At 35.4% G+C, this 13,768-nt stretch carries 14 protein-coding genes; 7 read left to right on the top strand and 7 right to left on the bottom strand.

The genetic code is table 11. From position 1 onward, the window contains the following. Positions 1 to 107: 107 nt before the first annotated feature. Complete coding sequence (locus RBH94_RS12955; protein ID WP_307881283.1) at positions 108 to 557, bottom strand: hypothetical protein; 450 nt, start codon at positions 555 to 557, stop codon at positions 108 to 110. 273 nt (positions 558 to 830) lie between these two features. Further along, positions 831 to 2,738, bottom strand: coding sequence for a molecular chaperone DnaK (dnaK, locus tag RBH94_RS12950; RefSeq protein WP_307881282.1), 1,908 nt, complete (start codon positions 2,736 to 2,738; stop codon positions 831 to 833). A gap of 298 nt (positions 2,739 to 3,036) precedes the next feature. On the opposite strand from dnaK, the gene RBH94_RS12945 reads away from it, so the two are divergent. The 3 genes from RBH94_RS12945 to RBH94_RS12935 all read left to right on the top strand — a co-directional run bounded on the left by RBH94_RS12945 (position 3,037) and on the right by RBH94_RS12935 (position 6,118). Continuing rightward, on the top strand, positions 3,037 to 4,029 hold the full coding sequence (locus tag RBH94_RS12945) for a BamA/TamA family outer membrane protein (protein ID WP_307881281.1): 993 nt from the start codon (positions 3,037 to 3,039) through the stop codon (positions 4,027 to 4,029). A gap of 44 nt (positions 4,030 to 4,073) precedes the next feature. After that, the gene (locus tag RBH94_RS12940) at positions 4,074 to 4,571 is read left to right on the top strand and encodes a hypothetical protein (protein ID WP_307881280.1); all 498 of its coding nucleotides are present in this window, start codon (positions 4,074 to 4,076) and stop codon (positions 4,569 to 4,571) included. Between the two features lie 125 nt (positions 4,572 to 4,696). After that, positions 4,697 to 6,118 (top strand): L-serine ammonia-lyase, encoded by a 1,422-nt coding sequence (locus RBH94_RS12935; RefSeq protein ID WP_307881279.1) that lies wholly within the window; start codon positions 4,697 to 4,699, stop codon positions 6,116 to 6,118. Position 6,119: 1 nt separating this feature from the next. On the opposite strand, the gene RBH94_RS12930 is transcribed toward RBH94_RS12935, so the two are convergent. Continuing rightward, positions 6,120 to 6,581 (bottom strand): nuclear transport factor 2 family protein, encoded by a 462-nt coding sequence (locus RBH94_RS12930; protein ID WP_307881278.1) that lies wholly within the window; start codon positions 6,579 to 6,581, stop codon positions 6,120 to 6,122. A gap of 154 nt (positions 6,582 to 6,735) precedes the next feature. Between RBH94_RS12930 and RBH94_RS12925 the strand changes: the two genes are divergently transcribed. From RBH94_RS12925 to RBH94_RS12910, 4 genes are read left to right on the top strand one after another with little or no spacing between them, the layout of a single operon-like run. After that, positions 6,736 to 8,091 carry a glycoside hydrolase family 28 protein gene (locus tag RBH94_RS12925; RefSeq protein ID WP_307881277.1) on the top strand — a complete coding sequence of 452 codons (1,356 nt, stop codon included), beginning with the start codon at positions 6,736 to 6,738 and terminating at the stop codon, positions 8,089 to 8,091. Positions 8,092 to 8,097: 6 nt separating this feature from the next. Then, positions 8,098 to 9,396: an acetylxylan esterase gene (locus RBH94_RS12920; RefSeq protein WP_307881276.1), complete on the top strand. Its 1,299-nt coding sequence runs from the start codon at positions 8,098 to 8,100 to the stop codon at positions 9,394 to 9,396. Positions 9,397 to 9,437: 41 nt separating this feature from the next. Continuing rightward, on the top strand, positions 9,438 to 10,256 hold the full coding sequence (panB, locus tag RBH94_RS12915; protein ID WP_188221854.1) for a 3-methyl-2-oxobutanoate hydroxymethyltransferase: 819 nt from the start codon (positions 9,438 to 9,440) through the stop codon (positions 10,254 to 10,256). A 21-nt stretch (positions 10,257 to 10,277) separates the two neighbouring features. After that, positions 10,278 to 10,973, top strand: a complete 696-nt coding sequence (locus RBH94_RS12910) for an RluA family pseudouridine synthase (RefSeq protein ID WP_307881275.1) — start codon at positions 10,278 to 10,280, stop codon at positions 10,971 to 10,973. Here RBH94_RS12910 and RBH94_RS12905 read toward each other — a convergent pair. The 4 genes from RBH94_RS12905 to RBH94_RS12890 are packed head-to-tail and all read right to left on the bottom strand — an operon-like array spanning position 10,970 to position 13,764. Continuing rightward, positions 10,970 to 11,770, bottom strand: coding sequence for a sensor histidine kinase (locus tag RBH94_RS12905; protein WP_307881274.1), 801 nt, complete (start codon positions 11,768 to 11,770; stop codon positions 10,970 to 10,972). The two genes, RBH94_RS12910 and RBH94_RS12905, sit on opposite strands and share 4 nt — an antisense overlap. A gap of 24 nt (positions 11,771 to 11,794) precedes the next feature. Beyond that, positions 11,795 to 12,508 carry a hypothetical protein gene (locus RBH94_RS12900; RefSeq protein ID WP_307881273.1) on the bottom strand — a complete coding sequence of 238 codons (714 nt, stop codon included), beginning with the start codon at positions 12,506 to 12,508 and terminating at the stop codon, positions 11,795 to 11,797. A 13-nt stretch (positions 12,509 to 12,521) separates the two neighbouring features. Further along, complete coding sequence (locus tag RBH94_RS12895; protein ID WP_307881272.1) at positions 12,522 to 13,244, bottom strand: hypothetical protein; 723 nt, start codon at positions 13,242 to 13,244, stop codon at positions 12,522 to 12,524. Between the two features lie 13 nt (positions 13,245 to 13,257). Then, the gene (locus RBH94_RS12890; RefSeq protein ID WP_307881271.1) at positions 13,258 to 13,764 is read right to left on the bottom strand and encodes a hypothetical protein; all 507 of its coding nucleotides are present in this window, start codon (positions 13,762 to 13,764) and stop codon (positions 13,258 to 13,260) included. Positions 13,765 to 13,768: the final 4 nt, after the last annotated feature.

The raw sequence follows: 13,768 nt of genomic DNA, 5'->3' as shown, positions 1-13,768 counted from the left end.
TTCCTTTAATTCTTCTATTTTTCTTAAAAAAACATAAATCGTTTTCAAAAAAAATCTCCAAGCTTGTAAACAAACTCGAAGACCTTATTTATATAAATATGCAAATATTAATTATACTCGCTATACTCGTGTAACGATTTCATTATATCTTCATAAAAAATGATTGCCGAAATTAATCTATTCGTATCTGAATATGGCAAAAACCTTTTGTTAAATTCCTCTGTATTTTCTAAATACTCATCAGTAGATTTAAATTGATCCTCTAATGCGTGCTTATTATCTTTATCATTAGGTATTCCTAAAGATTCGATAGTAACTCCTGGTTTTGTTGCGAAAGCGATATACGGTAACATTTTTACCAAACTTTCGATACGCTCTGTATAAAGTCCCAGTAATTCACCTTTCGGCATTCTATCTAACTCGTCTTTACTGTGATACTTTTTAATCGCCACGTTTGCACTGATAATATTTTGTGCTTCATCTTTCTTTTTTTGGGCATGACCTATGCCTACTGCTAAGAAAAAACTAAAACTGAATAAAATAATTTTAACTTTCATGGTTAACATTTAGGGATTGAATATCACAAAAATATGCAATTAATCGTTAAAAACAAGCTTTTTATCGATATTTTTAAAATTAACAGCAAAATATCACAAATAATCGACTCCTCCAAAAGCTAAGAATCCATTTACACTAGAGAAAGACAATTGCTCACGACTGAATATTAAATATTTATTAATTATCTCGTTTCTTACCACCACTCCAAAAATTACAAATAAAAAAAGGCAGGTAAATACCTGCCTTTAAAATATAAATGATAACTAATGCTGTTATTTCACTTCTTCGAAATCTACATCTTCCACATCACTAGACTCATCACCTGCTTGTCCGTTTTGACTAGCATCTGGTCCTGGTTGAGCACCACCTTGAGCTTCTGCTTGTGCTTTGTACATTTCTTCACTTGCTGCTTTCCATGCTTCATTAATTTTTTCTAAAGCTGGATCGATTACTGCGATATCTTTAGTTTCGAAAGCTTTTTTCAATTCTTCTAAAGCATCTTCGATTGGTTTCTTCTTATCATCAGATAATTTATCACCAAATTCTTTAAGTTGACTTTCAGTTTGGAAAATCATAGCATCAGCTGCGTTTAATTTTTCAGCTTTTTCTTTTGCTTCTTTATCAGCTTCAGCATTTGCTTCAGCTTCTTGCTTCATTTTTTGAATTTCTTCTTCTGTTAATCCAGAAGATGCCTCGATACGGATATCTTGAGTTTTGTTTGTTGCTTTATCTGTAGCAGTAACGTGAATAATACCGTTAGCATCGATATCGAAAGTTACTTCAATTTGAGGTGTTCCTCTTTTTGCTGGTGGAATACCATCTAAGTGGAAACGCCCAATCGTTTTATTATCTGCTGCCATTGCACGCTCACCTTGCAACACATGGATTTCTACTGATGGCTGATTATCTGCCGCTGTAGAGAACACTTGTGATTTTTTAGTAGGTATAGTCGTGTTAGCTTCGATAAGCTTAGTCATAACATTACCCATAGTTTCGATACCTAATGATAATGGCGTTACGTCTAATAATAATACGTCTTTAACATCTCCTGTTAATACACCACCTTGGATACCTGCTCCTAATGATACTACCTCGTCTGGGTTAACACCTTTACTTGGCGCTTTACCAAAGAATTTCTCAACAGCCGCTTGAACTGCAGGAATACGCGTAGAACCACCTACTAAGATAACTTCGTCAATATCATTTTTACTTAAACCAGCCGCTTTTAATGCAGACTCACACGGTGCAATAGTACGTTTTACTAAATCGTCGATTAATTGCTCGAATTTAGAGCGTGTTAATGTACGTACTAAGTGTTTTGGTCCTGAAGCTGTAGCTGTAATATATGGTAAGTTGATTTCTGTTTGAGCAGAAGATGATAATTCAATCTTAGCTTTTTCAGCTGCTTCTTTCAAACGTTGTAAAGACATAGCATCTTTACGTAAATCCATACCTTCTTCAGCATTAAACTCATCTGCTAACCAGTTGATGATTTTCTCATCTACATCATCACCACCTAGGTGCGTATCTCCATCTGTAGATAATACTTCAAATACACCGTCTCCTAACTCTAAAATAGAAACGTCATGTGTACCTCCACCAAAATCGAATACTACGATTTTTTGGTCTGTACCTTTTTTATCTAAGCCGTAAGCTAATGCTGCTGCCGTAGGTTCGTTAATAATACGACGTACTTTTAAACCTGCAATCTCACCTGCTTCTTTTGTAGCCTGACGTTGTGAATCGTTAAAGTAAGCTGGCACAGTAATTACTGCTTCACTTACATCCTGACCTAAGTAATCTTCAGCAGTTTTCTTCATTTTTTGAAGAATCATAGCTGATAATTCTTGTGGTGTATATAAACGACCGTCAATATCTACACGTGGTGTATCGTTATCTCCTTTTACTACTTTATATGGTACGCGTTCTGCTTCTTTTTGTGATTCAGAATATTTATTCCCCATAAAACGCTTAATAGAATAAACAGTTTTATTTGGGTTAGTTACTGCTTGACGTTTTGCAGGATCTCCAACTTTAATTTCTCCTCCTTCAACAAAAGCGATAACCGATGGTGTAGTACGCTTTCCTTCTGCGTTTGGGATTACAACAGGTTCGTTACCTTCCATTACAGAAACGCAAGAGTTAGTTGTACCTAAATCGATTCCAATAATTTTACTCATAATATTTTTTATTAATTGTGTTGAATGTTCATTTTTAAATTCGATAAATAAAAGTCAATGATTATGCCATTTCAAAAAAACTGACATGATGTCACTATGGCAAATTAACACCTGAAAACTTTATTCTTTTATTAAAGACTATTATGTTGTTGTACTTTTTTAATTACAAAATTGGTAGTATATTAGAACTAAACTTATTGACTATCTTATAATGATTAAGAAACTACTCCTTTTATCTATTTTATCCCTGAGCTTCACTATTGTTAATGCCCAAAGTGACAGCTCTAATTCTAAAAAAATGAAAGACTCAACGAAAGAAAAAAAAGTTGAGTTAAAAATTATGCCCTACTTAAGCTACAACCGAAACCTAAAAGTTATGCTTGGCGTCATTCCTATGGCAAACTATCGGTTAAATGCTAATGACAGTATATCTCCTAAGTCAATGTCTGGAATTGCCGGAGTGTATACAACTAACGGTTCTTACTTTGCAGCTGTATTTAACAGGTGGTTTTTTAACGAGAATAAATGGCGTTTTGCTTTTTTTGCAGCTACAGGTAATCATATGTCGCAATTTTTTATGGAAGATGTTGATGTTAGTGGTTTTTATGATTACGACACAAATACCACAATGGTGAGCGCTGCTGTAAAAAGAAAAATCACAGAATCTTTTTATGGCGGAATAACCTATACGTATTCATTTTTTGATACGGTTTATGAAGACGATGTTCAACCGGCGTCTAAAACAAAAACCAATGCTGTAGAATTAAATATGCTTTACGACTCGAGAAATTCTCAATATTATCCAACCAAAGGAATCAACACACAAATTCGATTAATAACCTATCCGGAATGGTTTGGTAACGAAAATAGCGCCAATAAATTCATTTCTAACTATAATACCTACTTCCCTATGCGTCAAAATAACGATGTGCTTGCTGCGCGATTCTCAGGTCAGTTTGGTTTAGGTGATGTACCATTTGAACAACAGGAAACCATTGGTGGTAAAGACATTCGTGGCTATTCAGAAGGGAAATACCGCGGTGATGGCTTAATTTCTCTTCAAGGAGAATATCGCTATAACTTCAACAGAAAAATGGGACTGGTAGGTTTTGCCGGTATCGCTACCATTTACGGCTCAACCAATGAGGATTTTGACTGGGATGCCTATCCAGGTTTTGGGGTGGGTTACCGCTACAATGTCTTCGACGGCATGAAATTTAATATAGGCTTAGATGCTGCAGTAGGTAAAGGTGATTGGGGCATTTATTTCAGAATTGGCGAGGCATTTTAATTGAAAAAGTATTTGTAATTTTAATACAACTTAAAAATTTTGCTATGAAAAAACTTATTTCACTATTCACGTTAATTTTATTTATATCCGCCTGTGAAGGTCCTCAAGGCCCTCCGGGACGCGATGGCTATGATGGCATAGATGGCGGATTAATTGTATCCAGCGCTTTCGAAATTGTAGTTAACTTTAACGCAAGTAATAATTATGAGTATATTGAAAACTACGGTTTCGATGTCTACCCTTCCGATGTCGTTATGGTTTATATTTCCTGGGAAACAGATAACGGTCAGGATATCTGGCGCGCCTTACCACAAACTACATACTTCAACGAAGGCTCCTTAATTTACAATTTCGATTTTACTCAAGATGATGTTCGCTTTTTCTTAGATGGAGATATCGACTTTAGTATACTCGGTAGCGAATGGACCCAAAACCAAGTTTTTAGAGTTGTAGTTATTCCTGCAGACAATGTAGATAGCGTTGATATTAACGATTATAATAATGTAATTGAAACGCTAAACATTCAATCTTTTAAGAAATAACAGAACAAAACATAAGTGTCGAAAAACCCCTTATTTAAAAGGGGTTTTTACATTTTTTTAAACTTTTTTTAACTAATAACCGACACCAAGTTCTTGTATATTTGCGAGGATTCAAATTTTACTACATGGAATGTATTTCGGTTTTTGATATGCTTAAAATTGGCATTGGCCCATCAAGTTCTCACACCCTTGGTCCATGGCGTGCCGCTGAGCAATGGATTAACGAATTAAAACAAAAAAAATGTTTTGATGCCGTTGAAAGCATATCAGTAGATCTTTATGGTTCGTTAAGTTTAACCGGTAAAGGGCATGCCACAGATTACGCAGTTATGCTTGGGTTAAGCGGTGCCGACCCAGAAACTATGCCAACTGAGAATATTCAAACCATTATTGACGATATCAAAGCTTCGAAAACCATTAAATTTAACAATGAAAAGATCTTAGCTTTTGATCCATCTATAAATATCAAATTCAACAAAAAGTTTTTACCATTCCATGCCAACGCTCTGGTATTTACTGCTAAAATAAACGGCAAAAACAAAAAATCGACCTTCTATTCCATTGGTGGTGGATTTGTGGTTAAAGAAGAACGTAAAAACGCGAAAAGAAACAAGGAAATATTAAAAACCTTTCCATATCCTGTAAGATTAGGCACAGAACTTTTAGAGTTTTGTAAAAACTTAAACTTACCTATTTCAGATATTGTTTTAGAAAATGAAAAATCATTACGAACAGAAACTGAAATTGATTACGAATTACATCGTATATGGAACACCATGCTGGAATGCATGTATATTGGTTGTCACACCGAAGGCAACTTACCTGGAGGTTTAAATGTAAGGCGTCGTGCCCACGATTCACATGAAAAATTAAAAGGCAATTTACCCTACAACACTCCTCAGGAATGGCTGGAAACTATTCGTAAAACAGAAGTAAAATTCCGTGCTATCCTCAAATGGGTAATCTGTTTTGCTTTAAGTGTAAATGAAGTCAACGCCTCGTTAGGCCGTGTCGTTACAGCACCTACTAATGGAAGCGCAGGCGTTATTCCTGCCGTATTAATGTACTATATGGTTATTGAAAACCATCAGGCTGATTTTAGTCATATTAAAAAGTTTTTACTTGTCGCAGGTGAAATTGGAAGCATCTTTAAAAAAGGAGCGACCATTTCTGCTGCTATGGGTGGATGTCAGGCTGAAATCGGTGTGTCCTCTGCTATGGCTGCCGGGGCTCTAACCGAATTGCTTGGCGGAACACCCGAACAGGTTTTAATTGCTGCCGAAATTGCCATGGAACATCACCTGGGACTAACTTGCGACCCAATTGGAGGTTTGGTACAGGTTCCTTGTATTGAGCGTAATTCAATGGGAGCTATAAAAGCCATCAATGCCGCCGAATTAGCATTAGATACCGATCCTGAAAACACCAAAGTACCTTTAGATAAAGTGGTTTCAACCATGTGGGAAACCGCAAAAGACATGAATTCTAAATACAAAGAAACGTCTGAAGGAGGTCTGGCTATTGGGGTGAATTTAGTAGATTGTTAATTTAATTTTCCTTACAGCCTTGACGACGACGCGTGTCAATTAAGTAAATGATTTTCCAATCACCATTATCTTTAAACAGTTGGAAATTATTAACCCCACAATGACTAAACGTGTCATTATACCAAAATTCATAGGGCGTCCAGACATTAGCCATGGTTCCGTCTACCTGAATATTATAATCTAACAAACGTTCATCCCATTTTTGATCACTCGTTCTTGTAGCAATCGCCTTTAGGAGTTTTTCCGGTTTATCGGTAACTAAAACAGCGTTTCCTTCCTTGTTGGTAAATGTGGTTTGCAAAATAACCTTGTCCATCATAACCGACTTCATTAAAGTCGTATCACCTTTATGAAAGCCTTTAAAAAATGTATCAACTGCATATTTCGCCTTCATTTTATCGTCTTCTTGCCCGTAGAGCATAGACGTAATCAATAAAACGAGATAAAAAATAAAGCGTGTCATAAGATTGGTTTTCACTAAAATTAAATCAAAACGCTCAGGTATTCATTCCTTTAAAGAAAAGTTTAACAGAACCTTCTAATTTTATTACATTTACGTTTTGCTTGAAAAGTTTAAAATCCAACTGAAAAACCTTACTAAATATAAAGACTTAAAAATGAAGAAAATTAGTTTACTAATTATTACATTATTACTGCTTTCATGTAATCAACAAACCAAAACAGCACATGCTGAAATTGCAGAAACAACAAACCAAGAAGACCTGTTTCCTGACGGTACTCCAATTCCTGATTGGTTTAAAGACCACTCTAAGATAAATCCTTCTGATTTAGGTCAATTTTATTCTATAACTGATTACGGTTGTGTAATCGATAGCACTAAACTCCAAACCGAGGCAATTCAACATACTATCGATGAAGCTTACCGTAATGGTGGCGGTGTTGTTGTTATTCCTAAAGGCACATTTTTAAGTGGCGCCCTGTTCTTTAAGCCTAACACCCATTTACACGTTGAAGAAGGCGGTTTTCTAAAAGGATCTGACAATATAGAGGACTATCCTTTTATAGCTTCCAGAATTGAAGGACAAAGTATTGAATATTTTGCTGCTTTAGTAAACGCTAAAGCAGTTGACGGTTTTACCATAACCGGAACTGGAACTATTGATGGTAACGGATTAAACTACTGGAAAGCCTTCTGGCAACGTCGAAAAGAAAATCCTAAATGCACCAATCTGGAAGTGTCCAGACCCCGTTTAGTGTTTATTTGGAAGTGTAATAATGTGCAACTGCAGGATGTTAAACTTCGCAACTCAGGATTTTGGTCCAGCCATTATTACCAGTGTAAAAATGTAAAGATTCTTGATTTACGCATTACATCGCCACATGAACCAATTAAAGCGCCAAGTACCGATGCCATTGATATTGATGTTTGTAACAATGTATTAGTAAAAGGCTGCTATATGGCTGTAAACGATGATGCCATTGCTTTAAAAGGCGGAAAGGGTCCTTGGGCTGATAAAGACGCTAGCAACGGAGAAAACACTAATATCATTATTGAAGATTGTGAATTTGGTTTCTGTCATGCAGCATTAACCAACGGAAGTGAAGCCATTCACAACAAAAATATTATCATGCGCAATTGTAAAGTTACCGACGCTAAACGTTTATTATGGCTTAAAATGCGCCCGGACACTGCCCAACATTACGAATATATTACCGTTGAAAACATTACCGGTCAGGCACATAGTTTCATTTACATTAAACCCTGGACGCAATTTTTCGACTTAAAAGGTCGTGAGGATGTACCATTGTCATATTCTGATCATATCACCATGAAAAACATCGATTTAGATTGTGACATCTTTTACGATATGAAGATTACCGAGTATGACAAACTTTCAAATTTCACTTTTGAAAACATCAAAGTAAATGCTAAAAATGGTAACTACGATAAATCGATCATTGAAAATGTAACCTTCAACAATGTTGAAATTAATGGCGAATTAATTCAGTAAAAATCTATGAAAATTTTAAAACTGCTATTACTAACATGCATCGTTTTTAATAGTAACTTTTCATTCACACAAAATTCACCTGCACCAATAAAATTGGTGCAGTTTGTTTTATCACCAAATCATAGCGATTGGAATTATAACTTGAAAGAAGAAGCCTTAGTTAAAATTACGGTTCTAAAATACGGTATACCCATCCCGAATACTGAAATTACTTATGAATTTGGAAACGACCAGATGGTTCCAGATAAAAGCGGAACTCTAACTTTAAAATCTGGCATCGGAGAAATTAATATCGGTAGCCTAAAACAACCTGGTTTCAAACAGCTTAAAGTAAAGACTACTATTGATGGTCATACATATAAAGATCAGGTAAAAGTTGGGTTTTCGCCCTTTAATATTAAACCTACAGTAAAAAATCCGAAAGATTTTGATGACTTTTGGAAACAGGCTATAGAAACAAATAAATCAATTCCTTCGGAGCCTGTAATTACTCATAAACCAGAATATTCCACACCAACGGTAGATGTGTATTTAGTACGATTACAGAATTACAAAAAGGGAAAGTATATTTATGGTTATTTAAGTAAACCCAAAGACCATAAAAAACACCCGGTCCTCTTCCATCCACCGGGAGCAGGCGTAAAAAAGATTCATCCTGTAACAGCGTTTGCCGATCAAGGTTTTATCAGTTTTACAACTGAAATTCATGGCATAAACCCAGAATTAACCGTGAAGGACTATAAAAACATAAGTAATGCCATTGGAGATTACTGGAGCATTAATCTAGATGATAAAGACCAGTATTACTACAAAAGTGTGTATTTGGGTTGTTTAAGAGCCATTGATTTCCTAACCAGTCTTCCTGAATTTGATGGTAAAAACGTGGTAGTTACCGGAGGTAGTCAAGGTGGTGCTTTAAGTATGGTTACTGCGGCATTAGACACGCGTGTAACTGCAGTTTCGGCTTTCTATCCGGCGTTATGTGATAATTCAGGATATGTAAACCATCGTGCCGGTGGATGGCCACATATGTTCAGTTCAAAATATCAACTAACAACTCCTAAAAAACTAAATACTATGCAGTATTACGATGTGGTAAACTTCGCTAAACGGATTCGTATCCCGGGTTTTTATTCTACTGGGTATAATGATAATACCTGTGCTCCTAGTTCGGTTCTATCGGCGTTTAATAGTATCAATGCTAAAAAAGAAATCGTTATCACACCCATTTCCGGACACTGGCGTTTTTCAGAAACCAACGAAAAGTCTATAAAATGGCTAAAACAAACCTGTGGTATCGACTAACATTTTAGTATTTTTGCACTCTATCTTAAAAAATTAATACAATGTCTACTGCAAAAAAAGAATATAAGCGCGTCACTGTCAAAACTTTAGTTGATATGAAAGCTAACGGTGAAAAAATATCCATGCTTACGGCATACGATTATACCATGGCTAAAATTGTTGACGGGGCCGGTACAGATGTCATTCTTGTAGGAGATTCTGCCAGTAATGTTATGGCAGGTCATGAAACCACTTTACCTATTACACTCGATCAAATGATTTATCATGCATCGTCTGTAATCCGTGCTGTAGAACGCGCCTTGGTTGTTGTAGATTTACCCTTTGGTTCTTACCAGAGTGACCCGAAAGAAGCGTTGCGTTCTGCTATTAGAATCATGAAAGAAAGTGGCGGACACGCTGTTAAACTTGAAGGTGGTAAAGAAATTAAAGAATCTATAAAACGTATATTGCATGCGGGTATTCCGGTTATGGGACACCTTGGTTTAACACCACAATCGATTTATAAATTCGGAACCTATACGGTTCGTGCTAAAGAGGAAGAAGAAGCAGCTCGCCTAATCTCTGATGCTAAAATGCTAGAAAAGATAGGTTGTTTTGCTATTGTTCTGGAAAAGATTCCTGCGGCATTAGCTAAGCAGGTTGCCGAAAGCGTTAGCATCCCGATTATTGGTATTGGTGCCGGAAATGGCGTTGACGGACAAGTATTGGTGGTACACGATATGTTAGGAATGACTCACGAATTCCACCCCCGTTTTTTACGTCGCTATATGAATTTATACGAAGGCATGACTTCAGCAATTTCTCAATATGTTGATGATGTAAAAGCTGAAGACTTCCCAAGCGACAAGGAGCAATATTAATATCTTATAGAGCTCTAGACAATGTCTAAAATACTATCTAATAAAGACAATCTTCAGGTTTTATATGAAGACAATCACATTATCGCAGTTAATAAACGTGCGGGTGATATTGTACAGGGTGATAAGACCGGTGACAAACCGCTTAGCGACGTTGTAAAAGCATACATAAAAGACAAGTATAACAAACCCGGCAATGTGTATTTAGGCGTGGTACATCGCTTAGACAGACCCACTACCGGGCTTGTGTTATTTGCAAAAACAAGTAAAGCATTGCCTCGATTAAATGCGTTGTTTGTGTCTAAAGACATTCATAAAACCTATTGGGCCATTGTTAAAAATCAGCCACCAAAACCGGCAGATACCTTAATAAACTGGTTAAGAAAAAACCCTAAAAACAATAAATCTACAGCTTTTCCGAAGGAAGTAAAAGATAGCAAAAAGGCCATTCTTCATTATGAAACTTTAAAGCAACTTGATAATTATTTCTTGCTTGAAGTGAACCTGGAAACAGGAAGACATCATCAGATTCGGTCGCAATTATCAAATATTGGTTGTCCGATTAAAGGGGATTTAAAATATGGTTTCGACCGCAGTAATAAAGACGCCAGTATTCATTTGCATGCCAGACATATTACCTTTGAACACCCTGTAAAAAAAGAGCCTATCAGCATTACCGCACCATTACCAAACGATCCTATCTGGAACGCCTGTAATTAATTAAGCGGATAATTTAAAACGAGCTGTACACCTTCACCTTGTTTAGATTGTAAATCTATCTCAGCATTAATTAAAGAAGCACGACTACGCATATTAATTAACCCGGAACCTTTTTCGGCTTCATCGACATCAAATCCCTTTCCATCATCTTGTAGGGTTACGACTAAATTTGTGGGTTGGTAATTAAGTTTAACCATTATGTTATCGGCTTCGGAATATTTTACGGAATTCGATAAAAACTCCTGAATAATCCTAAAAATAATAATTTCGTGCTTTCGGTTTTTAAACTCAGTTTTATTTCCAATGATCTCCAGTTCTGCCGATTTAAATTTCATTTTCTTCAGTCGACTTAACTCGTTGGTAATCGACTTTTCAAATCCTTGGTTAAGCACCACTTCATTATTCAAGGTTTTAGACAGCGCGCGGACTTCAGCCAAACTTTCCTTTAAAGCTTCGGTAGTATCTTTAAACTTTTCTTTGGTCTCATTATCTACCTGCATTTTTAAAATACTGAGCTGCATATTGGCAAACGACAGTAATTGCCCGATATTATCGTGCAGCTCCCACCCTACGTTTTTAAGGGTTTGTTCCTGCGTTTCGGTTTGCGCCTGAACAATCTCGGCTTCAAAAGCCTGTTCCTGCTCCAATTTCTCCAACATCAGTTTGTTTTTTCGTTTTAAAAACACGACAAAAAATATAACCACCAAAGCGGTAACGATAAATAATACCGACACGGAATAAATTAATAAATATCGTTCTGAAGCCGTACTGGCTAATCGTTCTGTGGTTTGTAGCATATTAAAAAACGTTTTAAACATAAATTAAACTTCTGTTTCACTCTCCGGTCTACACCAGATTAAAGCAAAAGTAATGGTTAAATACATAACCATATTCGCGATTAAATATATTAGGCTTTGTAAATTTCTAAATACTATGTCTCCGCCTCCAAAATAAATTCCATAAAACACAAAAGGCGTTGTAATAATCCACCAAATAAAAAACGAGAAACTGATGTAAAAATTTAATGACTTATAAAAGTTTAAAATTTTATCACTCAGCAACACTTCAATAAAATAAAACATGATACACATGAACACAATAAAAGCACCATTTACACTAATAGCAGGAAAAAACATTTTGAAGAATGCATCCCAATGGGTAAAAATCCATATAAACGACATTAACACAAAAATATAAGTCGCATATTTAATTGTTTTTTTAAATACGGTATGAATTAAAATTTTTCGAAAATAAAAAGACACAAAAAGAATAGCTCCAATATGCCAATACAAGGTCCCAAACCAATAATTGTTTATAAAAACAGTGCCTTCTAAAAAACTAAAAATCCCTTCGTTTTTAATACATCGCGTGTAATTACTGGCAAAATCGCAGATGGACAAATACCATAAAAACCATATAAAATATTTAGCAGCTGTATGTTTATACTTTTTATAAAGTATTAAACCAGTTACAGCTGCCGAATATTCCACAATAGTGGTTAATAAGAAATAATTTTTAAGTAAAAAATCTTGCAAAAGCTATTTAAATTTAAACTAATGAAACTTCTGTTTTTTTCTCCGGTCTACACCAGATTAAAGCAAACGTAAAGGTTAGATACATGGCGACATTAGCTGTTAAAAATATTAGTCTTTGCACGTCTATATACAATTGATCTTTACTTCCGTTATAAATATCAAAAAACACTATTGGCGTTATAATTATCCACCAAATAAAAAAAGCAAAACTGATGTAAAAATTTAATGACTTATAAAAATTTAAAATTTTATCATTTAATAAAACTTCAATAAAATAGAATATCACGCACATAAACACAATTGCCGCTCCAAAAATACTTATAGGAGGAAAAAACATTTTAAAATAAGCTTGAAAATGCGTTAATATGTAAATAATTGAAAATATAAAAAAAATGAAACCACTAATTTTTATTATTATTTTGAAAACAATATTTGATAAAATTTTGTGATAATAAAAAGCAACAAAAAGTACAGCTCCAATTTCCCAATATAAAGTAGTCCACCAAAAGTTACCAGTTAAAGGTGTGCCTTCTAAAAAATTAAAAACGCCTTCATTTTTTATATAATGCACATAATTACCCGCAAAATCGCCAAAAGATAGGTACACCAAAAACCATATAAAAAATTTGGCGGCTGTAGGTTTGTATCTATTATAAAGGATTAAACCGGTTACAGCTGCCGAAATCTCTACTGAATGTGTTATCAGTTCATAATTTTGTAACAAAACATCTTTCACAAAACTATTTTAATTATGGATAATCATTTTGTCCCCCTGTACCTCTATTTAATGGGTCTACAGGAAGGTCTTCATCATCATCAACTCTTAAATTAAGACTACTAGCTTGTGCTTTGTTCACTTTACCAATAGGTGCAATAAACATGGTCGTTAAGTCTTTTTTGGCTTGCCCCGCATTTTTGCCATACACCCCAAGGTATACGCGAATACCTGTCATCTTATAATTAAAAGTATCGGCTTCTTTTTTTGCCCAGGCTAAATAGTCTTCTATTTCCTTTAAAGACCACTCCACAGAACGCGTGTCATCTTTATCTGCTCCCTGCGCCTTTGCTGCCGAATCGACGACTTTTTTCCGGTACTTAGTCCAGTTGTCATTAAGCATCATTGCTTCTGCCTGAGTAATAACTCCTTTTGGCTTAATTACTACCGGTACCGCTTCCTTAACAGGTTTAGGGGTTAAAAAGAAGGTGAGCAACCCTCCTATAACGATACCAAGAAATACATAACTTAATTTTTTCATATTT

The organism is Aestuariibaculum sp. YM273 (assembly GCF_030908365.1).
Taxonomy (GTDB): Bacteria; Bacteroidota; Bacteroidia; order Flavobacteriales; family Flavobacteriaceae; genus Aestuariibaculum; species Aestuariibaculum marinum.
This window is presented reverse-complemented; position numbering and strand designations above follow the sequence as displayed.

What these genes read in the sequence shown, in the direction of transcription:
- RBH94_RS12955 (WP_307881283.1), bottom strand. Translation starts at nt 557, where the DNA reads ATGAAAGTTAAAATTATTTTATTCAGTTTTAGTTTTTTCTTAGCAGTA.
- dnaK (WP_307881282.1), bottom strand. Translation starts at nt 2,738, where the DNA reads ATGAGTAAAATTATTGGAATCGATTTAGGTACAACTAACTCTTGCGTT.
- RBH94_RS12945 (WP_307881281.1), top strand. Translation starts at nt 3,037, where the DNA reads ATGAAAGACTCAACGAAAGAAAAAAAAGTTGAGTTAAAAATTATGCCC.
- RBH94_RS12940 (WP_307881280.1), top strand. Translation starts at nt 4,074, where the DNA reads ATGAAAAAACTTATTTCACTATTCACGTTAATTTTATTTATATCCGCC.
- RBH94_RS12935 (WP_307881279.1), top strand. Translation starts at nt 4,697, where the DNA reads ATGGAATGTATTTCGGTTTTTGATATGCTTAAAATTGGCATTGGCCCA.
- RBH94_RS12930 (WP_307881278.1), bottom strand. Translation starts at nt 6,581, where the DNA reads ATGACACGCTTTATTTTTTATCTCGTTTTATTGATTACGTCTATGCTC.
- RBH94_RS12925 (WP_307881277.1), top strand. Translation starts at nt 6,736, where the DNA reads ATGAAGAAAATTAGTTTACTAATTATTACATTATTACTGCTTTCATGT.
- RBH94_RS12920 (WP_307881276.1), top strand. Translation starts at nt 8,098, where the DNA reads ATGAAAATTTTAAAACTGCTATTACTAACATGCATCGTTTTTAATAGT.
- panB (WP_188221854.1), top strand. Translation starts at nt 9,438, where the DNA reads ATGTCTACTGCAAAAAAAGAATATAAGCGCGTCACTGTCAAAACTTTA.
- RBH94_RS12910 (WP_307881275.1), top strand. Translation starts at nt 10,278, where the DNA reads ATGTCTAAAATACTATCTAATAAAGACAATCTTCAGGTTTTATATGAA.
- RBH94_RS12905 (WP_307881274.1), bottom strand. Translation starts at nt 11,770, where the DNA reads ATGCTACAAACCACAGAACGATTAGCCAGTACGGCTTCAGAACGATAT.
- RBH94_RS12890 (WP_307881271.1), bottom strand. Translation starts at nt 13,764, where the DNA reads ATGAAAAAATTAAGTTATGTATTTCTTGGTATCGTTATAGGAGGGTTG.